General features: G+C 69.4%; 15 protein-coding genes. 10 read left to right on the top strand and 5 right to left on the bottom strand.

Annotation, left to right across the window (positions count from 1 at the left end; all coding sequences use genetic code 11):
- Positions 1 to 58 precede the first annotated feature (58 nt).
- The 9 genes from HC028_RS21120 to HC028_RS21080 all read left to right on the top strand — a co-directional run bounded on the left by HC028_RS21120 (position 59) and on the right by HC028_RS21080 (position 17,059).
- Positions 59 to 760: a DUF1707 SHOCT-like domain-containing protein gene (locus tag HC028_RS21120; RefSeq protein WP_168079121.1), complete on the top strand. Its 702-nt coding sequence runs from the start codon at positions 59 to 61 to the stop codon at positions 758 to 760.
- 238 nt (positions 761 to 998) lie between these two features.
- Positions 999 to 6,218: a RecQ family ATP-dependent DNA helicase gene (locus HC028_RS21115; RefSeq protein WP_168079120.1), complete on the top strand. Its 5,220-nt coding sequence runs from the start codon at positions 999 to 1,001 to the stop codon at positions 6,216 to 6,218.
- Positions 6,211 to 12,783, top strand: a complete 6,573-nt coding sequence (locus tag HC028_RS21110) for a helicase-related protein (protein WP_168079119.1) — start codon at positions 6,211 to 6,213, stop codon at positions 12,781 to 12,783. The genes HC028_RS21115 and HC028_RS21110 overlap by 8 nt, the downstream gene beginning before the upstream one ends.
- A gap of 232 nt (positions 12,784 to 13,015) precedes the next feature.
- Positions 13,016 to 13,336, top strand: coding sequence for a type VII secretion target (locus HC028_RS21105; protein ID WP_168079118.1), 321 nt, complete (start codon positions 13,016 to 13,018; stop codon positions 13,334 to 13,336).
- The gene (locus HC028_RS21100) at positions 13,333 to 14,547 is read left to right on the top strand and encodes a CdiA C-terminal domain-containing protein (protein WP_239075462.1); all 1,215 of its coding nucleotides are present in this window, start codon (positions 13,333 to 13,335) and stop codon (positions 14,545 to 14,547) included. Before HC028_RS21105 ends, HC028_RS21100 begins: the two co-directional genes overlap by 4 nt.
- Positions 14,548 to 14,557: 10 nt before the next feature.
- A complete protein-coding gene (locus tag HC028_RS21095) occupies positions 14,558 to 15,019 on the top strand; it encodes a SitI3 family protein (RefSeq protein WP_168079117.1) in 462 nt (153 codons plus the stop codon).
- A 375-nt stretch (positions 15,020 to 15,394) separates the two neighbouring features.
- Positions 15,395 to 15,703, top strand: a complete 309-nt coding sequence (locus tag HC028_RS21090; protein ID WP_168079116.1) for a hypothetical protein — start codon at positions 15,395 to 15,397, stop codon at positions 15,701 to 15,703.
- A gap of 35 nt (positions 15,704 to 15,738) precedes the next feature.
- The gene (locus HC028_RS21085) at positions 15,739 to 15,969 is read left to right on the top strand and encodes a hypothetical protein (protein ID WP_168079115.1); all 231 of its coding nucleotides are present in this window, start codon (positions 15,739 to 15,741) and stop codon (positions 15,967 to 15,969) included.
- A 40-nt stretch (positions 15,970 to 16,009) separates the two neighbouring features.
- Positions 16,010 to 17,059 carry a glucose 1-dehydrogenase gene (locus HC028_RS21080; RefSeq protein ID WP_168079114.1) on the top strand — a complete coding sequence of 350 codons (1,050 nt, stop codon included), beginning with the start codon at positions 16,010 to 16,012 and terminating at the stop codon, positions 17,057 to 17,059.
- A 12-nt stretch (positions 17,060 to 17,071) separates the two neighbouring features.
- On the opposite strand, the gene HC028_RS21075 is transcribed toward HC028_RS21080, so the two are convergent.
- Positions 17,072 to 17,728 carry a SprT-like domain-containing protein gene (locus tag HC028_RS21075; protein WP_168079165.1) on the bottom strand — a complete coding sequence of 219 codons (657 nt, stop codon included), beginning with the start codon at positions 17,726 to 17,728 and terminating at the stop codon, positions 17,072 to 17,074.
- 128 nt (positions 17,729 to 17,856) lie between these two features.
- Here HC028_RS21075 and HC028_RS21070 point away from each other — a divergent pair, with 128 nt between their 5' ends.
- Positions 17,857 to 19,518 (top strand): TM0106 family RecB-like putative nuclease, encoded by a 1,662-nt coding sequence (locus HC028_RS21070; protein ID WP_168079113.1) that lies wholly within the window; start codon positions 17,857 to 17,859, stop codon positions 19,516 to 19,518.
- Here the strand turns inward: HC028_RS21070 and HC028_RS21065 are convergent, their stop codons facing one another.
- The 4 genes from HC028_RS21065 to HC028_RS21050 all read right to left on the bottom strand — a co-directional run bounded on the left by HC028_RS21065 (position 19,519) and on the right by HC028_RS21050 (position 23,003).
- Entirely contained in the window at positions 19,519 to 20,157 is a 639-nt protein-coding gene (locus HC028_RS21065) for a hypothetical protein (protein ID WP_239075463.1), read from the bottom strand.
- A gap of 303 nt (positions 20,158 to 20,460) precedes the next feature.
- The gene (locus HC028_RS28230; protein WP_168079112.1) at positions 20,461 to 20,835 is read right to left on the bottom strand and encodes a C40 family peptidase; all 375 of its coding nucleotides are present in this window, start codon (positions 20,833 to 20,835) and stop codon (positions 20,461 to 20,463) included.
- A 574-nt stretch (positions 20,836 to 21,409) separates the two neighbouring features.
- Positions 21,410 to 22,069: a haloacid dehalogenase type II gene (locus tag HC028_RS21055; RefSeq protein WP_168079111.1), complete on the bottom strand. Its 660-nt coding sequence runs from the start codon at positions 22,067 to 22,069 to the stop codon at positions 21,410 to 21,412.
- Between the two features lie 7 nt (positions 22,070 to 22,076).
- Positions 22,077 to 23,003, bottom strand: a complete 927-nt coding sequence (locus HC028_RS21050; RefSeq protein ID WP_168079110.1) for an FAD-dependent oxidoreductase — start codon at positions 23,001 to 23,003, stop codon at positions 22,077 to 22,079.
- Positions 23,004 to 23,064: the final 61 nt, after the last annotated feature.

The following is a 23,064-nucleotide window of genomic DNA, read 5'->3' as shown; positions in this document are numbered from 1 at the left end:
GATCGGCTAACGGTCGCGCCGTTCAGCTCAATCAACGGCACAAGGGGCACCACCAACCATGGAAGACGAGCGGGTAGGGAACCAGCAGCGCTCTCAGGTTCTTGAGCTGCTCAGCGCCGCCGCGGAACAGGGCTACCTGATGCCCGAGGAGTACGAGCAGCGGTGGACCGCCGGTAGTACGGCGAAGACCGTGTCGGTTCTGCGACGTCAGATCGCTGACCTGCCGGCTCAGTTCCGCTGGGATCCGTACCCGCCCGGCAAGCAGCCTCGCGGAAGTGAGGCGATTGAGCCCTCTACCGGCGAGGAAGACGAGCGGGTGGGGCACCAGCAGCGCGGCCAGGTTCTTGAGCGGCTCAGCGCAGCCGCGGGGCAGGGCTACGTGATGCCCGAGGAGTACGAGGAGCGGTCGGCCGCTGCGAGTACGGCGAAGACGGTGTCGGTTCTGCTGGCTCAGGTGGCTGACCTGCCGGTTCAGTTCCAGTGGGACCCGTACCCGGACCGCAAGAAGCCCCGTAAACGCGAGCGCAACGAACCTCCGACCGCCAAGGAAATCGAGAGGTACGCCCTCCTGACGCTCGTGCTCGGCATCCTGTCGGTTCCGCTGGCGTTCTGTTACCTCGGCTGGATATCAGGCATCGGAGCCATCGTGGCCAGTCGTAAGAGTGGCGGCCGATCCGAAGCCAACACCGGCCGTGTCTTTGGAAGCATCGGCATCATCCTCACGGTGATTGTCGTCATCGTCCGCCACGTCGCCAACTAACCCTGAGCGGTAGCGGCGCCGGTCGATTGTACCCCGTTCATCCGTCACGGCTAAACCAATCAGCCGATTTTCGCTCGCCCTATCGTCTCTCCTGTCAGTCAGCGCTTGCGGGTGACAGTGCGCCTCTGCTGAGCTACTCCACGCACGGCAGGCGGCTAGCGCTGGCGGGCAGGCTCGGCGCAGCGCGGTCGGAGGTCATTCAGCACGTGACTGTTCGAAAGATCAGTTCTGTCATTTCATGCCCCTGGCACGCTGCAAGCTGGTACGCACCGGTGGGGAAGTGACCGTGCCGGACGAGAGCATGGCGGCGCCGACGAGCCGGCTGCTGCCCTCCAACCTTGAGCTCGCCCGGGAGCTGATCGTCGCCGGCGGCCCGATGCCCCCGGAGGAACTCGCCGCCGCGCTCCGGGAGAACGGTGTGGTATTCGCCGCCCAGCGGCTGGCGAAGCTGCCGGACCGGTACCCGGACGCCTTCGCGTTCGACGAGCGCGGGCAGCTGACGATCCCCGCACAGGACCACGGCGTCGAGCAGGATGAGATAACCGAGCGGGACGACGACACCCCGGCCTGGCAGCGCGTCCAGCGGCCACCGGCGATCGCGCTCGCCGACCTGGTCGTTGTCGTGACGGAGCCGCCGACCGCGGACCAGCCCGGGGTCGACATCGCGGCATTCCGGCTGCGTGACAGCAATACCGTCCTGATACCCGCCGGCCCCGGCCAGGCCGCGGCGCTACAGCATTTCACCGCCGGGGCGCACGGGTACGTCCACCTTGGAAAGACAGGAGAGGCCCCGCCCGGCCCGCTGATCGACCTGCGCCTGCTCGCCCTGCTCGACGAGCCGAGCCGGCCGAGCCAGCGACTGTCCGACCTGTGCGGCGCGCTCGGGGTCGAAATGGGCGACGGCCTCATCGACCAGGCACACGCCATTGCCGAGTGCCTGCGGATCCTGGTCGAGAAGGCCGACCTGTCGGACGCGTCGTGGCGGCTGGCCACCGCGTGTCTGGTCGCCGGCGGCTCCGACCTCATCCGGGTACTGCCCGACGAGCCGCTACCGCGCGAGGCGACCGACGGGATCGAGTGCGCCGCCGACCCACTGCTCACCAACATAGGGGAGGCGCCGAGCACGGCGTACGAGGCCGTGCGCCAGGTCTTCTCCCGGCTCGCTGATTTCGGGTACGCGCCGCGCCGCTCCCAGCGTGAGATGGCCGACACGGTCGCCGGAGTCCTGGACTCCGGTGGCCTGCTCGCCGTCGAGGCGCCCACCGGGACCGGTAAGTCGCTGGCCTACCTGGTGCCGGCGGCGGGCCGGGCGTCGCGCCGCCGCCAACCGGTGATCGTCGCGACCGCGACCAAGGTTTTGCAGCAGCAGCTCCGGCGCGACGTCGCGCGGCTGCAGGACCAGGAGCTGTTCTCGGTACCGTTCCGGCAGCTGTTCGGGGTGGGCAACTACATCTGCCCCCGCGAGCTGGCGAACGCCCTGCACGCGTCGGACCCCGAGGCCGGGGCCGAGCACTGGCTGGCGCTGGCCGTGGCCGTTCGAGCGCTGGCCACCGGTGCCACCGGGGTATGGGACGAGGTGGCCGACGCCGACGTGTCCCACGGCCGGCCGGACTACCGCGCCACCCGGGAGATTCTTCGCACCGACTCCGACTCCTGCGAGCGCAGCGACTGCGAGTGGGCGGCGAAGTGCCCGCTGTTCACCCGCCTCGCCGGGATGGGGGACCGCCCGGGGGTCGTCGCCGTCAACCACGCGCTCATCGCAGCCTGGGCGAAGCTGGCTCACGAGGGGGCGCGCAGCCCCGGTGACGTCATGGCCGATGGTGTCACGGACCTCATCTTCGACGAGGCACACGAGCTCGAGGACACGCTGACCACCGCCTGGACCGAGTCGGTGGGCCGGCTCGACCTGGTGGCGCTCGCCGCGCGGGTGGACGGGCGGGCGGGGATCGACCGGCAGCTTCGCCGGATCGCGAAGACCGAGGTCGACCTCCGCGGTGACCGGAACCTGCGGGGGCTCAGCCGCCAGCTGCGCAACGACACCGAGACGCTTACCGGCGCGGTCGTCGAGTACCTGCACGAGTACGGGGGCTCCGCCCGGTCCACCGTGCTGCGGTTCGGGCTCGTCCGTGGGCGGCTGGAGTACCGGCAGGTCCGCGAGGCCGGGATTGGGTTGGACCGTACCCTCCAGCAGCTTGCGGCGGAGCTGGCAGACGTGGCGAACGAGGCGCACGGAGCGTCCACGAAAGCATCGGCACGGGACCGCCGGCGGCTGCGGACGGTCGTCGTGCGCGCGACCGGTGCGTCGCGGGCCGCCGAGAAGGCCCGGGAGGTGCTGAGCCGCCTCCGCCACCTGGGCGACGAGCACCTGTGGGTCTACCGGCTGTCCACCGAAGCCGAAGAAACGGGGGAGAGCCCCGACTGGCAGTTCGAGTGCATCCCGATCGACGTCAGCACGGCGTTCGCCGACGGCATCGTCGCCCCGGCCCGCAGCGTGACCCTGACCAGCGCGACGCTGACGACCGGTGGGACGTTCGACTTCCTCCAGTCGCGCCTCGGCATCACGGTCGAACCCGGCAGCAACGAACCCGGGGTGTTCCACGGTCGGCTCCTGCCGAGCCCATTCGACCACGAGCGGCAGTCCGCCCTGGTCCTCACCAACCATCTTCCGGTACCCGTACCGAGCCAGGAGCGCGAGTTCGTCGAGGAGTTCGCCCGCGACCAGGTGGGGTTCCTGTCGCTGACCGGCGGGAAGGCACTGACCCTCTTCGCCGCGAGGCGCCGCATGGAGGCGGTGGCCGCGCTCGTCCGCGACCGGGCCGCCGACCTCGAACAGCGCGGCGTGCAACTACTGCTGCAGGGCGAGGCGGGCCGCGCCGAGATCTCCGAGCGGTTCCGTACCGAACCGGGGACCGTGGTCTACGGGCTCCGCTCGTACTGGCAGGGTTTTGACGCTCCGGGCGAGACGCTGAGCTACCTGGTGATGGAGAAGCCGCCCTACCCGCACCCGGACGACCCGGTGGTCGCGGCGCGGGTGCGTACGATCGCCGACCGGGGCGGCGACCCGTTCCTCGAGTACATGGTGCCCAAGACGGCGATCCTGTTCGCCCAGGGCTTCGGGCGGCTCATCCGTACCGAGAACGACCGCGGGGTGGCCCTGGTCTGCGACCGGCGGATGCAGTCACCCAGTACGGCCAACCGCCTGTTGCTGTCCACGCTGCCCGGCCCCGAGATCCACTACGCGCTCGACCGCGACGACGCCTGGCGGTACGCGTTGCGGTTCGTCACGGGCGAGGAGCCGGACCTGGCGGAGGCCCTGGCGCTCGCCGGCAATGAGGTCAACGCGATCCTCGAGCGGCTGCGCCTGGTCGAGGGGGAGGACCCGGAGGAGAAGCTGCGCGAGGCGGCCCGGCTGCTGTTCGGCATCGAGCACCTCCGCGACGCCCAGCTCCAGCTCATGGTCGCGCACCTGCGCGGTGAGGACACCCTCGGCCTGCTGCCCACCGGCACCGGGAAGTCGCTGTGCTTCCAACTGCCGGCGCTGATCCGGCCCGAGAACCGGGCCACGGTCGTGGTCAGCCCGCTCGTCGCGCTCATCAAGGACCAGCTCGACGACCTGCGGGGCCGCCGGGGCATCTCCTGCGTACAGGGCATCACCGGGAACACGTCCTCGACGGTCCGTACGGAGATCCTGCGCGACGTCGCCGCCGGCAAGGTGCGCCTGCTGTACGTGTCCCCGGAGCGACTGGTCCGCGACCCGGTCCTGCGCCGGGCACTGGAGCGGCAGGAACTGGCCGCGCTGGTGGTCGACGAGGCGCACTGCATCAGCGACTGGGGCCACGACTTCCGGCCCGAGTTCCGGCAGGTATCCGCCGCGGTCGCGCATCTGGGCCGGGCGCCGCGGATGGCGTTGACCGCCACCGCCACCCGGCCGGTGGCCGACGACATCAGCCGGACCCTTGAGCTCGACGACCCGGTGACCGTCGCCCAGCCGTCGGACCGTCCGAATCTGAGATTCCGCATCGTCAACGTCAGCGGGGAACGGGAACGGGCTCGGGAACTCCTGCGCATCGCCACCGCGATGGGCGCGGCGCCGGGGATCGTGTACGCGTCCCGCCGCGCGGTCACCGAGGAGGTCGCGGCCCTGCTCCGGCGGGCCGGCCTGCGGGCCCGGCACTACCACGCCGGGATGGTGCCCGAGCAGCGCGAAGCGGTCCAGGACGACTTCTTCGCCGGTACCACGCAGATCGTCGTCGCCACGAAGGCGTTCGGGATGGGCGTGAACAAGCCCGATATCGGCTGGGTCGTGCACTACGACCTGCCGGAGTCACTCGACGCGTACGTGCAGGAGGCCGGGCGGGCGGCGCGCGCCGCCGACCTGCAGGGCGAGTGCGTGCTGCTGTACAGCGAGGCGGACGTGCGCCGCCGGCGCGCCCATCTGAACGACGACGCGAAGGGAAGGCGGTTCTCCCAGGTCACCGCGCTGCTCGCTGAGCTTGGCAGGCAGCGCCGGCGCGGCGACGACGTGGTGTTCGACCCGGAGGAGCTGGCCGACGCCGTCGGCGTCGAGGTCGACGAGCTGAACGTCCTGCTGGCCTGGCTGGAGCGCACCGGTGCGCTGGAGCAGCAGCCCGACTGTTCGGCCCGGGGCACCGTACACGTGGGCCTGCGCGAACCGGAGGACCCGGTCGAGCGGCGCCGGTTCCGCGACCTGTCGGTGCTGCTGAAGTTCCGGCCACAGGTCGGCAGCCGCATCGACTTCGAGCGGCTGCGCGCCGAGCACGGACTCGACCCCGACGAGCTCGAACACGACCTGGTCGCATGGTCGCTGGACCGGCTGGTCACCTTCTCGTCGTCCCAGCGGTACCGCCGCGTCCGGCTGCTGTCCAACCGGGTCGACGAGCTGGCGCTCAACCGGGAGGTGACCCGGTGGAGCGCGTGGCAGCGGCGGCAGCTGGACGCCATGGTCTCCTACGTGCGCGGCTCGGGCTGCCGGCGCGCGGTGATCGTCAGCTACTTCGGATTCCCTGCGCGCACCTGCGGCCCCGAGGACGAGGCGTGTGACGGCTGCGGCGGCCGGTCGCCGTGGCTCGACCTTCCGGCATCAGCGGTACCCGACCCCGAGCTGCTGGTGAACGTCGATCTGGTGGTACTCCAGGCGGTGTCGTGGGCCGGGTCGCTGCCCAAGGGCCGGTACGGGGAGTTCGGCCTCAAGCAGGCCGTACTCGGGGCCGAGACCATGCCCGGGGGCCGTCCGCTCGGCGCCGGTCTGCAGCGCTGCCCCCAGTTCGGGGCGCTGCGCTACGTACGCGCCAACGACCGCCGCTGGGACGAGGCGGTCCGTGGCCTCATCAAGGGCGGTCAGCTCGCCCGCGAGGAGGTCCAGCGGGAGGGAAAGCCGTACTCCACGCTGACCCTCACCCCGGCCGGCAGGCAGATACTCGGAGGCCCACATGGCTGAGCGGATCAGTGTCGAGAAGACCATCACCGAGGACATGCTCGACAGCGGCGAGATCCCGCTCGGACCGGTCGAGCAGCAGCGGCTGGGGATTCCCGACCGCTCCACCGCGCTCACGCTGATCGCCGACGGGGACGAGCTGCCCGTGGCCTGGTCGGGCGGGCGTCGCCGGCTGACCGGGGAGCCGCTGCTGGAGTACCTCCAGGACACCGGCCGGATCGGCGGCCTCGTCCGGCTCGAAGCGCGCGACGGTGGACAGCTGGAGCTCGTCGTCCTGGCCGACCGTGGCGCCGCCTTCTCGACCCGGTCGTTGTTGGGCGCCTCGCCGGCCGTCCCTCCACAACGGACACAGGCCCCGGCCAAACGCACCCGGCGCGCCAACCGGAGCGGCCGGTACCGGCTGCGTCAGCGCGACGAGTACGCGTGGGAAGGCGGGATCGGCTTCCTCAAGGAGGCGCGGGCGCACCTTGTCAACGCGCTGAAGACCGGTGGTTGGGATCCGGCCGAGGCGGTCGAGGTCCGCCTCGAGGGCGAGCGGCTGGCCACCCTCGACCAGTTCGAAGAGCTGCTCGCCGTCGACGTGGCGAAGATCGAGCACATGCCGCACCAGGAGGCCGCGGCGCGGACGGTACTGGCGCGGATGAACGGGCGCGGGATCCTCGCCGACGAGGTCGGTCTCGGTAAGACCGTCGAGGGCGGCCTGGTTATCAAGGAACTCCTGCTGCGCGGCCTCGCCGAGCGCGTACTCATCATCTGCCCGGCGCCGCTGCGCGATCAGTGGCGCGAGGAGCTGCGCGACAAATTCGGCGAGGACTTCGTGGTCCTCGGCAGTGGCCAGGACCGCGCCGCCTTCACGCAGGACCGCCTGATCATGACCCACCAGCTGGCGATGCGTAACGCGGACCGGATGGACAAGCCGTTCGACCTGGTGATCATCGACGAGGCGCACCGGCTGGCCGGAGCCGGCGCCCGCGTCACCCGCGAAAAGCTCGGCCGGCTGGTGGCCGAAGCGCCAAGGGCGCTGTTCCTGACCGCCACGCCGGTGCAGAACAACCTGCTCGAGCTGTACCGGCTCGTGGAGTTACTGCGCCCCCGCACGTTCCGGTCCGAGCGCGACTTCATCAAGCAGTTCGTGAACCGGTCCGATCCGCGCCGGCCGGTCAACGCGCCCGAGCTGCGCAAGCTGGTCAGCAGCGTCGTCATCCGTACTACGCGGCAGCAGGCGGGGCTGGACAAGGTCCGGCGGATGCCGCCGCTGGACATGGCCGTCAAGTTGAGCGCGCCCGAGCGGCAGCTGTACGACCTGCTTGTCGACGCGCTCAGGCACAAGATGACGCAGCCGGGCGACGCGATGCGCCGCCGCCAGCTCGCCCTGCGCCTGACCGCCTCCCCACGGGCCGTCATGAAGAGCGCGCTGCGGATCGCCGGCACGCACCCCGACTCCGAGGTCAAGCGGGTGATGAGCGAGATCGGCCACCTCGCCGGCGACATCCACCACACCGCCCGCGAACAGGCCGCGCTGCAGGTGCTGCACAAGTGGCTGGACGAGCACGGCCGGGTGCTGATGTTCACCCAGCACACCGACACCCTCGACGGGCTGCTCCGGCTGCTGGCCGCCGAAGGCATACCGGCCGCGCCGTTCCACGGGGCCATGGCACACGCCGCCAAGGGCAGGTCGGTCGCCGATTTCCGGGCCGGTACGGCGAAGGTACTGGTCTCCACCGACGCCGGTGCCGAAGGCATTAACCTGCAGGTCGCCAACTGTGTGCTCAACTACGACCTGCCCTGGAACCCGATGCGGATCGAACAGCGCATCGGCCGGGTGCACCGGTTGACCCAGACCCGCGACGTGTACATCGCCAACCTGTTCGCCCGCGACACCGTCGACGAAGCCGTCTACCGCCTGCTACACGACAAGCTCGCCATGTTCGAGCTGCTCTTCGGTCAGGTGGTCACGGTACTGGGGGAGCTCGACGGCACGCAGGACGCCAGCATGGAGAACCGGGTCCTCGAAGCGCTGTACGCCAAGAGTGACGCCACCATGCAGCAACGGCTCAACGAGCTCGGCAGCCAGCTCGTGCAGGCGCGCAGCCGGGCGCTGGACATGATGCAGGTCGACAACGGCCTCAACGACTGGATCGCCCAGCGCAACCAGGAACGCCAGGAACGCGCCCAGCAGGAGGAGGCCCGCGAGCTGCTGCCGGACCCGGCCAAGCGCGCCCGCCGGCGGCAGCAGGACGTGGAGCAGTTCGTACGGCGTTTCCTGAAGCTCGCCGGAGCCGAGGAGACCTACTCCGCCGATGGCTTCGTCATCGTCCGGCTCCCCGCCGACCTCACCGAGGCGCTGGACGGGCGGGATGAGCTGTACCTCGCGTTCACCAACGCGGCGCTCGAACACCACCCCGAGGCGGAGCTGTGCGTGGTCGGCTCGGAGGTCTTCGACGAGCTGCTGCGGGTGCTGCGCGAGCGCGGCGACCTCACCGGCTCGGTACGCACGCTGCCGGCCGTCCACTCCGATCCGGTCACACCGCACGCGGCCATGGTGCGCCTAGCGGGCCGGCGGATCGAACCGACCGAGGACTGGTCGGCGCGGGCGACGTACCGGGTGCAGGACAGCTCCTCGAGCGGTACCCAGGAGATCGTCACGATCCAGGTCGGCCCGTGGGTGTCCGAGGGCCGGGAGCGCGAGTCGCTCGCCGACGGGGCGGGGCTGCCGGCCGGCCTGACCGCCGTGGACGTCCTGCAGGAGGTGGACCGGCGGACGGTCGCCGACCTCGAGGTCCAGCTCGAAGCATCGCGGAAGGTCGAGCAGCAGCGGGAGGACGAGGCCCGGGAGCGGTTGGTCGAGGACTACCGCCGCCAGGTCGCGGAGGTCGATCACCTGCTCGAGTACTCGGAGAGTGCCGCGCATCCGGTCCTGCGGAAGCGCCGTGAGCAGCTCACGCGCGCGATCGAACAGGCGCGGCAGTCGGTGGCAGTCGGCGGCAACATCGAGATCCGGGCCGAACTCCTGGCCGTCGAGTTCCAGGGCTCGGACGAGCTGCGGGTCGTCGAGCGCTGGGAACACGTCAACGGTGCGGTGCGCGAGATCCGGTACCCGTGGACCGGAGACCTCGCCGACCACAAGCCCGAGTGTGAGGCGACCGGCGTTGCCATCGGCACCTTCGCGCTCTGCGCCGACGGGCACGCCGTCGACGTGTCGGCGCTCGACCGGTGCGGGATCTGCGATCAGGACTGGTGCGACGCGTGCGGGCCGGACCGGGCCGTGGCGACCTGTCCCGGCTGCGGGCGCAGCGCGTGCCGGGGCTGCCGACCGCACGGCGGCCTGTGCGTGGAGTGCCTGGCGCCCGAGCGGGCACCGGAGCTGGACACCACCTGGGAGCGCGGCTGGCGCCTCGGTGGCAGAAGTCGGCTCCTCGTCGGCGCTCGGCACGCCGTACTGCTGAAGGAGGACGGCTCCCGGGTCGACGTCGTCCCCGACGCCGACCTCGATGATCCGGTACGGGGGAAGCTACGCGGGCTGGCCGCCCGGCTGCGGTTGCCGGTTGGCGTCGGCCTGACCACCGCCGCACGCCCGTCCACCGCCGGCCTCACGGAGGGGGCGGCCTGGGCGGACGTCGACGAGTCCGTCTGGTGGACCTGGCAGCCGGACTCCGACGGCACCATCGATGCCGGGGTGGCCGCGCTGCTGCCCGACGTTTCCGGCCCCGAGATGGCGGGGGAGAGCGGCATGGGCATCGCCTCACTGCTGGCGCTCCTCCGAAGTGGAGGCGAGGTACCGCCGGCCCCGGCCGTGGCGGCGATGCCGTTCACCGTCGCGCACCGGGTGGACTGGACCGACGGGCAGTTCGTCTACCGGGAGCTGTGGCGCAGCGGCGACAGTGAGCCGGAGGAGGCCACCCGCGACAGCCGGCCGCTGGCTCCGAGTACCCATGAGACCCTGCCGTTCTGCCGGCCGGTGGCCCAGGCGAAGGTCGGGCCGGTCACCGTGGAGGTCGACCGCCTCCACCGCTCCTACATCGCGCTGCTGACGGACGGGTCCCGTACCGCGACGTCGTTCATCCCCGGTGCGCCGGCCGCCACCGTCGACGCCGAGGAGCAGCTGGCGCGGATGATCGCCGACGCTGGGCTGCCCGCCGACCGGGTAGCGGTACGCCATCCGAGGGCGGGCGCGACGACCGAGTACGGCGCGGCCGCTCCCGGAACCCAGGTGAGCCGCACGGCCACTACCGTCTGGGCGCCGCTCAAGGCCGACGTCGGCGATCCGATGACCGCTCCCGTCGATGGACCGGTGCGGAGCAAGGAGTTCGTCAACCTGCCGGTGTGGGAGGACGACAGCCTGCTCGGTGCGCTGCGCGACCTCGCCGGCCCAACCGTTCCCGTGTCGGTCTCCCCGTGCCTGCGCGTCGACGAGTCGTGGCGCTCCCGGCACGGCAGGGCGCAGCGGACGTATCTGGTGGCCCCCGCCGAGCCGGTCGTCGCCGACCTGCTCGCAGGGCGTTCCCTGGTTTCACCCGACGAACCGGTCATCGGCCGGCTCGACGACGGTGGCCCGATTGAGAGCCTGGTCGGCGTGGACCGCCGTGGGCATCTCTACGCGCCGGAGCGGACGGTCGACTGTCCGGTGTGTACGGAAACATACTGCGTGGCCTGTGGCGATGTCGGGAAGATCGAAGGCTGCCGGACCTGTGGGCGGCCGGCCTGCGGCGAATGCCGGTCCGACACCAAGCCGATGCGAAGCCTCGAGACCTGCGAGCGGTGCGGCGACACGTCCTGCCACGACTGCCGCCGGTACGTGTCGGTCGTGGCGTGTGCGTTGTGCGCGCGCAAGGTGTGCCCCGGCTGTGCCGACGGCACTGTGTGCCGCACCTGCTCAGCTCTCGCTCCCGCCACCGCCGAGGATCTGGCCGGGCTGCCGGCGGACCTGCGTGCCGACGGGCTGGCAGTTGCCGTGGGCCACGACGACGGTGGGACCGTCGCGTTGCTCGTCGGCGCGCACCGGACAGAGTTGGCGGTCTTCTCCGGATCCCAGCTGGATCGCTGGGTGACCGTCCGGGACGAGCCCCCGGAAGTCTTCCGGGTCCGGCTCGCCGCCGCACGGCTGGGCGGCTCCGGCGACGTCGATCTGAAGATCCTGGACGTCCCGCCCCCGCTGGGAGACGCGGACGGTCTGGTTCTCGAACGCCACACCAGCCAGGAGCTGCTGTGGGCAGTCGAGTCGGGAGGCGAGCGGCGCGCAGGCAGCACCCGTCCGCCCGTCGGCTCGCTTGATCGACGGAAGCCGGTTGCTCGCGACGTCGTCGGCCAGCTAGTCCGTACCCTCACCGAGGATGCTCCGGTCGAGCGCGTGCCCCGTCCTGTCTCAGGTGAACGGGCGAGGGTGATTTCGCGGCGTGCGCGGGAGATGGGATCCGCTACGGGCACGGCCGCTGTCACCGCGTGTTTTCAACACATCGTGGACTCACTGGTCATCGACGGTCGCGGCATCGTCCGGCGAACCGTCGTCGGCCACGAGACGCGGGAAGAGGTGGCGAGCTGGGAGACGCCGGAACACACGCCGGAGTGGGCGATCGCCGGCTGGCTCCCCGGTCCTGATGTCCTCGCCACGGCCTCATCGGGCGCGTGGACAGCGGTACTCGCCGCGGTCGGTGGCCATGGTCTCCTAGGCGTTTGTCAGGAAGGTCAGCAGCCACGCTGGTCGTCAGTCACCGAAGGTACCGATCCGGATCTGGTCCGAGCGGCACTGGGGCACGCACTGCTGGGCCGGCCCGCTCTACTGTCGATCGGTCGCGGTACCAGGCCCGGCGACGTCCGTGGGCCCCAGATCGCCGGCGCGGCACTGCGGGACCGGCGCGCCTCTCCGTACCTGGTCGAGGAAGATGGTGCGAAGACGGATACGGCGGCCGCCATGGAGCGTGCCACGTTGGCGGACTACTGGCCCGGCATGCGACCGCAGGCTCCGGAAGGCCGATCGGATCTGCCGCCGTCCCTCGTCGCCGCCCTGCGGGAGCGGATCAGCGGTCGCCCGACCGAGCGGCTGACGCGCGACATCGGCCTGCACATTCGAGAGCAGTGGCAACTGCCGGCAGGTGACATCGCCACCGTCGAGTACCGGGTACCCCCGGGGGAATCCGCGGGCTACCTGACAGACGCCGCGACCGGAGAGCCGCTGTCCGTCGCCCAGCTCTGCCGGTCCCACCATGTCGCCACACGCCTCGACAAGTGCGCGTCGTGTGACGAGCCCACGTGCGCGGCCTGTCCAGACAAAGTACGGCGATGCGCGCTGTGCGCCCGGACGGTGTGCGGACGCTGCATCGCGACGGCCGACGGCCGCTGTGCCGCCTGTTCCACCTTCCGCAAGCTCGGGATGATGGAGCGTCGGCGACTCAAAGTGCCGTGGGGGGCGACCGTCTGGCAGGGCGGAGACACGCAGACGGTCGTAACGGTCGAGCGGGTGAAAGGCGTGTGGAGGCTGGAGCGCGCCAGTGAGCACGGCGTCGTCGAGTTCCCGCTGGAGGGCAAGCGGCTCGAACTCTTCCAACAGATCGTCGGCGAGTCCGCGGGGTGATCGGGAAAGCGGTCAGCCGTTAGCGGCGGCTTTGCCTGCCATCCCGGGTTTGTTTCCCGCTGGCGGGGTCTCCTACATAGACCGATCTCGGTAAAGTGGGCCGCGCAACGCGCTCAGTCGGCAGCAGGCTCCCAGAATGCGCGGGTCACTGAGCGCGGCGTGGGACTGCGAGTGCGGTGACACGGGGAGGTGCGCGCAGCGTGCGGGTCGACACTGTCGAAGGGGAACGCTGATGCCGGCTGGCGACGGTATCGACGTGTCGCCGTCGGATCTGGTGGCACACGCGGGTCATGTCGAGGGCATCGCCGATCAGATCGCGACCGCCAAGCAGGCCGGCGACGCGGTACGGATGGGTGCTGGCGCGTACGGCAAGCTGTGCACGATCGTGCCGGTCCTGATTAATGGTCTGCAGGGTGTACTGGTCGATGGGATCGACACGGCAGCGCATTCGCTGCGCGATACCGGTCAGCGGCTGCGCATCGCCGCGGACGGCTACCGGTCGGCTGACGAGAACAGCCGGGCGCGCCACGACCGGATCCGGGACGCACTGTGACGGTCAACCCGCTGGTCGCCGGCCGGCTGGATAGCCCGCCCGACGCGTGGTCGGGGGTGTGGATCGCCGAGGACATCGAGCTGATCGCCCAGGGCGTGCGCAATGGCAACTGGATTGATAGCAGCCTCGGCGTCGTCGGTGCCGGCCTCGATGCGCTCGCCATGGTGTCCGATCCGGTCGGGGTGCTGCTGCAGTACGGCGTCGCCTGGATCATCGAACACGTCAAACCGCTTAGCGAGGCGTTGGACTGGTTGGCCGGCGATCCCGGGCAGATCGCCGGGCACGCGCAGACCTGGCGCAACGTCGCCGCCTCCCTCCACGAGCAGGCTGCCGACCTCGACCGGGCGGTGCGCTGGGACGTCACCGACTGGGGCGGCACAGCCGGGCAGGCCTACCGGACCTGGTCGAAACAGCAACACGATGCTGTCGTTGGGCTGGCCAAGGGCGCCGAGACGATGGCTGCCATCACCGAGGGTGCCGGGGCACTGATCGCGGCCGTACGCATCCTGGTCCGCGATGCGATAGCCACCTGCGTGTCCCGGCTCATCACGTACGCCGCCGAGGAGGCCTTCTCCCTAGGGCTGGCCACCCCGCTGGTCGTCGAACAGGTTTCGACGCTTGTTGCCTCCTGGGCAGCCAAGATCGCCCGTTGGCTCAAAGGACTGCTCGCCAGCCTCCGGCGGCTGATACCGGACGCCCACCGGCTCAGCGAGCTCATCGATGCGCTTAAGCGACTCCTCCGCAAGTTGCTGCCAGGAGGGAAGCAGGGAAGTGGGGGCACGACGCCGTCACGTAAGCCCGGCCCGAACGCTAAGCCCCGAGGGCCCCGGACCGACGCGCATCCGACGAGGAAACTTGACCGCCCAAAGAGGCGTGAGAACGAAGCGGCCGACACGCTGGCCGAGCATGGGTACGACGTTGAGCAAAATCCACCGCGCAATCCGAATGGCAAGGATCCCGACTATAAGATTGAAGGCGAGTACTTCGACTGTTACGCGCCGCAGACGAAGAACCTCGACAACATTCGTGACGAGGTCAGCGGGAAGGTAAAAGAAGGCCAGGCCGACCGAATCGTGCTAAACCTCGACGACTGTCCGAGATCGGCCGAAGAGATCGCCGGGATACTGGAGCGCAAACCAGTGACTGGTTTGAAGGAGATTCTCGTGGTCGAGGACGGTCAGGTTAGCCGGCTCTATCCACCCACTAGTTAGGGTTAGCGACATGGCAATGGAGTACCGCCTCTACGGCGCGGCCGACATGACGACCGAGGAGATCTTCTCGTTCATGGCCGACGCCATTGACGGATCTGTCTCGCCGGAAGGTTTTGCACAGCGCGAGGGCATGACAGTGACCGCGTATCGAGTGGATTCGGGCGAGGAGGCATCCGCGGCCGGATTGTTTGGCTTCCCTCACCACGTCACAGCGACCTTTCGGTTCTCCAATACCGCGCCCTCTCAGGTAAGGGAGCGCAACACGGCGCTGATGATAGAAGCTGTCCTCCGATTCTTTGACCGATACCCCGGTGATGGAGTTCTGCTGTTCAACGGCGAGGAGGTTGTGCTGCAACGGCTCGCTGGAGACCTCGCGCTTGATCGCGACTGGGAGGACTGGACCGACGTACCAGGTATGAGTGAGGTGATCGCGGGGCGCGAGCAGCGCCTGTTGCCGCAGCCCCTGCTGTGACCGCCGTACTGGCTATGTGGAGGTAAGCCGTGGGGATGGTGGTGACGGCTCGCAAGGTGACCGAGAGCGCGAACGAGATCCGATACGAGTTCGGTCTTGATCGGCAATGCGACCGAGTTCTGGTGATTGACAAGGCAAGCTGGGGGCGAGATCCGAGGATGGCAACTTCGACCCAGCGGCCGGAATGATCGCAGCCAAGATTAGGAAGGCATGGCGAGAGCGGGGCGAGTTCCCGCAGGGCGCGATGTTCGCAAGTTGATATCTACTGCGGTTCGCTCCACCCGACCTGTTGAGGCTGCTCAACCCATTCACGTTGAGAGGCGGCGGCTGGGGGCTATCGGGCGGCCCCATGACAATGCTGAACGAGGGAACGCGGTGAACTGGTCAATCGGTATTTGGGCGCAGGCGCAGCTGCCGCGTGGTGTCATGTATCGCTGGGAAGCCGATGGAGGCGAAGGCGGCACCGGCTTCGTCCTCTTGGAGACCCTGAAACCGACGGTCTGGCCATGTGATGGCAACGGTGATGCTATCGGTGACCTCGTGCTGCACGCGGACAGCGGCAACGCGACCGGCGACGCGGCTGGAATTGACCGAGGTGCCTTTACCAGGGTTACTGCCGCCACCCTCAAGGCATTTCTGAAGACCAGGCAAGTACCGCAGACGGCACACGTGTACTTCGGCTAGGCGAGAAGCGACGTCCTGAACCGCCGGTCCAGGAGATGAGCAACACCGAGTTGGCGGAGGTCGTCCGTGCGGGTGGCCCGAACCGCGGCAAGGCCGTCTTCGAGCTCGGCGACAGGGCCGCGGCCGACGACAAGGCGGCAACCGTCCTCGGCGAGCTGACGATGCTGCCTGTGCTCCGTAACGACCGCCTCCACCTCGGGTCCTTGGCCTGGGCTGCGCTCATCGGGCGGCTGTCTGCGACTGGCCGGTACGCAGCGGTTCCGTAGGGGTATGGAGTGGCAGAGGCCGCCAGCCCGAGGGGGACAGATGCGTGCGCTCACCGTCCGACCCGGAACGCCCAAGTCACTCGCCCTCACCGACCTCGACGACCCGCCCCCGACCGACGGCCGGGTCCTGGTCGAAAGCCTCCAGGTCGGCCTCTGCGGCACCGACGAGGAGATCGTGGCCGGCGAGTACGGCGAAGCCCCTCCAGGCGAAGACCTGCTCGTCCTTGGCCACGAGAACCTCGGCCGCATCATCGAGGCGCCCAAAGACAGCAACCTCAAACCAGGGGACCTCGTTGTCGGGATCGTCCGCCGGCCCGACCCCGTACCCTGCCCCGCCTGCGCGGTGGGGGAGTGGGACATGTGCCGCAACGGCCGGTACACCGAGCACGGCATCAAGGCACTGCACGGCTTCGCCCGGGAGCGCTGGCGTGCCGAGCCGGACGCGATGGTCCGGCTGGATCCCGACCTGGCCGACGTGGGCGCGCTGCTGGAGCCGACCACGATCGTCGCCAAGGCGTGGGAACAGATCGACCGCATCGGCCGCCGAGCCTTCTGGCAACCCGAGACGGCGGCCATCACCGGCGCCGGCCCGGTCGGACTCCTAGCCGCCCTGCTCAGCGTGCAGCGGGGACTGAACACCCACGTCTTCGACATCGTCAAGACCGGACTGAAACCCGAACTGGTGGAACAACTCGGTGCGGCCTACCACTCCGAAACCCTCCCGGACAGCGGCGTCGAAGCGGACATCATCGTCGAATGTTCGGGCGTACCGTCGGTGATTGTGGACGCGATGACGTGCAGCGCGCACAACAGCGTCGTCTGCCTGACCGGGGTGTCCTCGGGCGGTACCCGGATCCCGCTCGACATCGGCGAGATCTCGCGCACCTCGGTGCTGGAGAACGATGTCATCTTCGGCTCGGTCAACGCCAACCGGCGCCACTACCAGGCGGCGACGGTTGCGCTGGCAGCCGCCGATAAGAGATGGCTGTCGCGTCTGATCACCCGTCGGATGCCGCTGGCCGACTTCCTCGACGCGTTCGACAAACGCCCCGACGACGTGAAGGTCGTCCTGGAATTGGCGGCGAAGTGACCGCGATCGGTGTCACGGTAGCTGCGAGATCGGCTCCACGATCCCGAAGGGCGCGCTCAGCATCCCGACCCGGGTCTTCACCTGATACCTGCTCCGCCCGCGCTTCGCGATCGTCCCGACCAACCCGCCGTACTTCCCGCCACCCGTCAACCGCACCGGATCGCCCACCCGCAGCGTCACCGCCGGCAGCAGGACAAGGGACGGAGAACGCCCCTGGATCCGCGCCAACTCGGCGACGTATTTGGGGTGCATCGCAACCGCCTGGCCGCGATACCTCCATTCAAAAATCGCAGCCGCGTCGAACACCGGAGAGCAGCGGTGGCACGACTTGACCCGGATGGGCCGGCGGTGGAGCGTGCTGCGATGACCGGCCGGGCAGACCCCGACCCAGGCGCCCTCGGCCGTCGGCGATTCCGAAGACACACAACGGGCACCGGAGCAGCCGATACGTAACGCCGTCGCCCGCCAGACCTTGTCGTGCCCATGCCCCGCGCCGACCAGAGCGTGCGCGATCTCATGCAGCACGGTGTCGCGTACCTCAGCCTCGGAGTAGAGGCTCATCAAAACCCGCGATAAGCCGATTTCTCTGCAGTCTGACCTGCACACCCCGGCCCGGCTCTTCGCGTTGTCGAACACCAGGCGCCAACCCTTGAGCCCGTGCTGAGCCATCAATTCGGTCGCAAGCACCCGTACCTCGTCCAGGTTCACCCTGCGCTGCTCCTAACCCGAAAGCATGACGATGCAGCCTGACACGAAAACGGCCTAAAGCGGACGCCTGACGCGCCGAAAAGATGCGTGTGAGGGGTGAGACGCGGTTGGTGCTGCTGGGCGGGTACGCGGCGAAGACCTGCCCACGGGCGACCCACAACGAGTACGACATCACCGTGCCCCGGCCCGAGGTCGAGGTGTCACCGGAGCTGCAGCGGTTGTTCGACCTGGGGAGAGATTTCGAAAACGACGTCTTCGCCCAGTGGATCGGCCTCGATAACGACGGCCTGGTAGACCTCCGCGACTACGACCACGACAAGTATGAGCACATTGACGCGACGCTGCGCGCGATGGAGTACGGGGTACCGGTCATTCTCGGTGGCCGGCTGCCCGACGACCCCGATGGCGGCCGGACCGGCAAGCCCGACATCCTGCTCCGGGAAACCGACGGCCCCGGGTACCACCCGGCGGACGTGAAGGCTCACTTCGTACTCGACAAGCGTGAGACCGGCGGGCTCGTCACCTGCCTGCACGCCCCGGCCCTTGCGAACGCGACGGCGCTGTCAGACCATGGGCTGCGCTACCGCGAGCCCGATCTGCTCCAGCTTGCCCACTTCTGGCGGATGCTCGAGGTGTGCGGATACCAGGCGGAGAGCCCGTACGGCGCGATCTGCGGCAACGACCAGTCCGAGGATCCGCTGCTGGCCTGGTACGACCTCACCGAGCCGCTGTTCCGCACCTTCTCCCGCAGCCAGGGGGCGGTGAAACGGAGCGCCCTGGAACGGTACGACCACGAGCACGGCTTCCGGCTGGACGTGGCGAAAGCAGCGGTCCAAAGAAAGGGGAGTGTGGACGACCCCGAGCCTCTCGTCGTTCCCATCGGCCAGCAGGAGTGCGACGAGTGCGTCTGGGCCAGTGTTTGCGTGGACATGTTGCCCGCTAGCGACCTGAGCGGTGGGCTGCGTGGCGCGCTGAGCGTCCGCGAGTACGCCGCGCTCCGCGACGCCGGGATCGGCACCATCGAGCAGTTGGCCGCGAAAAGCGCTGAAGACCTGCTTACGGACGGCTACCTCCAGGACACCGCACACCTGACCAGAAGGGCCTCCCGGCTCCGCCAGGCGATCATCTCCGCCCAGCTCGCCCGCGACGACGCCGTTCTGCGCGTCAAGCCAGAAACGACGATCGACCTACCGAAAGCCGACATCGAGATCGACCTGGACATCGAGTGGAGCGCCGACAACCAGGTGTACCTGTGGGGCGCCCTTCTCACCAGCGAAGATGATTCCCGGTACGTCAGCTTCTTCGACCCGGCGGCCGTCGAAGCGGACCTGGCCCGGCGCTGCCTGGCGTGGCTGCGCGACATCGTCACAAGCGCCCGGGAGCAGGGGCGCAGCCTGCTCGTCTTCCATTACTCCCACGCCGAACGTACCCACGCCCGCCGCATTCTCAGCGAGGAGGACTGGATCCTGGACTCCTGGGTCGACCTCCTGCCGTACGTGCGCGATTCGATCGACAGCCGCTACGGCCACGGGCTGAAGGTCGTCGCCTACCACGGCGCCGGCTTCTCCTGGCGCGACGAGGACCCGGGCGGCCGGCAGTCCCAGATCTGGTACGAGCAGGCGGTCCACGGCGACGCCGCGGCGGCGGCGCGACTGTTGGCGTACAACGAAGACGACGTACGCGCGAGCCTCGCGGTGCGCCGCTGGCTGCGCGGAATCGGTCAGGGCTCCGGGAATCCCGACCAACCGTAGTCAGACAGCCAGGCCGAACGCCCGCTTCGCCCAGCGGCTCGGGCTCAAGGTCATGACCTTGTACGGGCAGCTGCGGTCGGTCAGCATCGTGTACGCCTCCTGCGCCCGCTTGGCCGCGTCCTGGGCCTGCTCGGCAGGGGTGATTCCCTTGCCCTTGTTGCGCAGGAGCGCACTGTAGAACGCCGAGCAGAACACCGTGCTCTCGTACCAGCCGACCTGGGCTGAGGTGCCGATGTAGGTGACGTCCCCGTGCAGGCAGTCGCTGACCGCCTTCTGCCACGCGCCGGTGCCGGTCTTGCAGCCGTCGGCGAGGATCGCGCCGGTCGAGATGCCCCGGCCGCGCTCGGCGGCGGCCTCGCCTAACTGTTCGAGCGAGATGTTGGTCTTCTCGTCGCTGCTGCTGAACGTCGGGGAGGCGGCGACGTAGTCACCGTGCGCCATGACGTGCAGCACGTCACACGAGGCGGTGAAGGCGGTGAGAACGGTCTCCGGGTCACGGGTGCGGACGAAGTCGATGTCGACCACGGGCTCGCCGTAGTGGATGTTGATGTTCGACAGCGTCGACTGGATGAAGGACATGGCCGCGTCGAAGTTGGAGTCCAGACCGATATCGAGCAGGCTGATACGTCTCTTTCTCACACTGTCTCCGTGGTGCTCCGCGCCGCCGAACTCGTCGGTCGCGACCCGGAGCTTACGATGCACCCCCGACAATGGCGGGCGGCCCACGACGTGGATTGAAAGTGACGGAAATCACTCCGGTCTGTCCTTGGCAATGCCCTCCGGGGCGCACCCGCGCGGCAACCCCGCGGCGAAGCGCGGGGTGTAACCGGGTCGTCGCAGACTGGATCCGACCGTCTTCATGAGACTTTCGTTAAATAGGGTTTCTATCAATCTCTGCCGGGTAAGACCCGTGCCATGAGCGGAGCGACCGGCGCGATCGACCTAGGCGTCGCTGACCCGTACGTAGGCGTTGACCTGCCAGGGCAGCGGGCCGGTGCGTACGACGGCGCCGGTGTTCGGGGCTTCGACGGTCCTTCCGGCTCCGATATAGAGCTGGACGTGCCCGTAGTTGTAGAGAAACACCAGGTCACCGGGGAGAAGTTGGTCCCGGGTGACGCGGCTGCCCAGCTTGGCCATCGCGTACGTGCTGTGCGGCAGCAACACGCCCGCCGCCTCCCACGCGCGCATGACCAGGCCGGAGCAGTCGAAGGCCTTGGGGCCGGCGGCGCCGTACACGTACGGCTTGCCGAGCTGGTCCAGGGCGTAGGCGACGGCGATGTCGCGTGGCGACGGTCGAGCGGGTGCCGCGACGGGCACCAGGGCGGGGACCGTGGTCGCGGGCGGGGCCGTTTGAGTGGGGATGGTTGATACAGGGGGGATCGGCGGTACTGCCGGTACCGAGCTGACGACGGGGCTGCCCGAGGGGGATGGGGACAGTGTCGTTATGAGGGGGTTCAGCTCCATACCGGCAGTACCGCCGGCGGCTGACGCCGGGGGATCGGGTTTCGGGCCGGCGGGGAAGGCCGCGTATCTGTGGACTCGCGGACGCTGTTCGACCGCGGCGCCCGGGATCATCGCACCGGCGACCAGGACGAATACGACCATTAACGGGATTGAGCTACGCGCGGCGCGGGTGAGCGCCGCGCGGTGGTGCGCGGGTACCGGCATCGCTGGTCTCCTCATCGATGGCATGGGGTAGCCCGCGCACACCGGGCGCACCACCATCCAGCCGGCCACGTCAATGGCCAGCCGGGCACAGCCAGCAGGGACAACACACGTGCGAACAGCCGTCGGCGATGGCGGCATCGACCGCGTGCCGGTCAGACCCGCCGGGATGGCGCCAGCACAGCACTTGCCAGTACCGGTCCTGCTAAACGCCGGTTGATGAGGACTAATCGGCTAGTAGGGCCGCGACGACCGCGGTCAGATCCGCACCCGTCACCGCGGGCGTCGGGAACATCGCAGGCCAGTGCGGCTGCGAACGCCGTACCCAGCCCGCCGTCAGGCCGGCCGCCGCCGCGCCCGCGCAGTCCCACGGATGCACCGCCACCAGCGCCAGCCGCTGCGGTTCGACGCCGAGTTCGGTGGCCGCGTACCGGTAGGGCTCCGGGGCGGGCTTCCAGCGGCGTACGGCGTCGATGGACAGATTCCGCGACACGTATCGGGTCAGGCCGGCCCGGTCGAGGAGCGCCTGTACGCCCTCGGCGCTGCCGTTGCTGAGCGTGGCCGCCGGGATACCGGCTTCGTGTAGCCGGTACAGCGCCGGCTCGACGTCGTCGTGCGGCGTGAGCTCACGGAACGCCGCGAGCACGGTGGCGACGGCCCGGTTGTCCACGCGCGCGTCGAGGGCGCGCAGGTTGTCCGCGGCCACGGCGGTGAACGGGGTGAAGCAGTCGAGCACGGTCAGGGCGAACCCGTCGCGCAGCACCCCGGCAAACCACAGCGGCACCAGCCCGGGGTCCAGGTCGACGTCGGCGAACGCCTCCCGCAGCCGGTCGAGGGAGAACAGGGTTTCGTTGACGTCGAAAACGACTCCGTCGATCCGGCTCATCGCTCAATCATGCCCGCGTGTCGTCCACTGTGCTCGGTCGTTCGTGGGGCACGTCGTTGCGGGCGTAGTACGCCGTCAGGGCCGCCTCCGCGCCTGATCCGTACGCGGTGAGGATCCGCTGGTACCGCGCGCTGCGCAGGTCGCCCGCGACCAGGATCCGGGGGTGCTGGATGCCGGGAGGGCAGTAGCCCGACGCGTCGGCGCGCACGTCCCCGGCGGGCACGACCGGGTGGCTGCCCAGGTTGAGGTACAGGTTGTCGACGGCGAAGTTGCGCTCCTCGCCGGTGTCGTCGACGGCGCGCAGGCGGAGCAGGCCGTCGGTGCCGTGGCGCAGTTCGAGGTGTGCGGTCGGCAGCAGGGCCACCCGCGGATCATCACGGACCTCGTCGGCCTTGTACTGCTCGGCCGCCGAGTAGAGCACGACCAGGCGCATGTCCACGTCCGGGTGGCTGCGCAGCAGCGTGCCCAGCGGCCGGTCGACGCCGAGCACGAGGACCTGCGCGCCGGGTAGGGGATCGGCTTCCCACAGTGGCTTGGCGGTCAGCTCGCCGTCCTGGTCGATCCAGTCGACCTCGGCCGTGGCCTGGGGCCGTACCCCGGTCGCGACCACCGCGTACGGCGCGTGCAGGGTTTCGCCGTCGTCGAGGTCGACCCGTACGTGGTCGTCGAACGTGCGCACGCCCGCGGCGGCGCGTCCGAGTCGTACCTGGCAGCGCGCGGCCCGGGCCACGTCCGCGGTGATGCGCCCGGCCAGTTTGCCGCCGCTGGCGAAGCCGCCCAGCACGTTCGTGGTCGACGGGATGTGGCGGAGCTTGTGGCACAGCGTGACCGGCTCGACGAGCACGCAGCGCAGGCCCAGGCTGGACGCCATGACGGCGGCCGCGCAGCCCGCCGGGCCGCCGCCCACGATGATCAGGTCCGTATCCCACGCCATCGCTGGTCAGCAAACCATGCCGAACGCTTGACGAACAGGGTGCGGCCGGCGTCACGACCAC

This window comes from Planosporangium flavigriseum (genome assembly GCF_011947225.1).
Lineage (GTDB): Bacteria > Actinomycetota > Actinomycetes > Mycobacteriales > Micromonosporaceae > Planosporangium > Planosporangium flavigriseum.
This window is presented reverse-complemented; position numbering and strand designations above follow the sequence as displayed.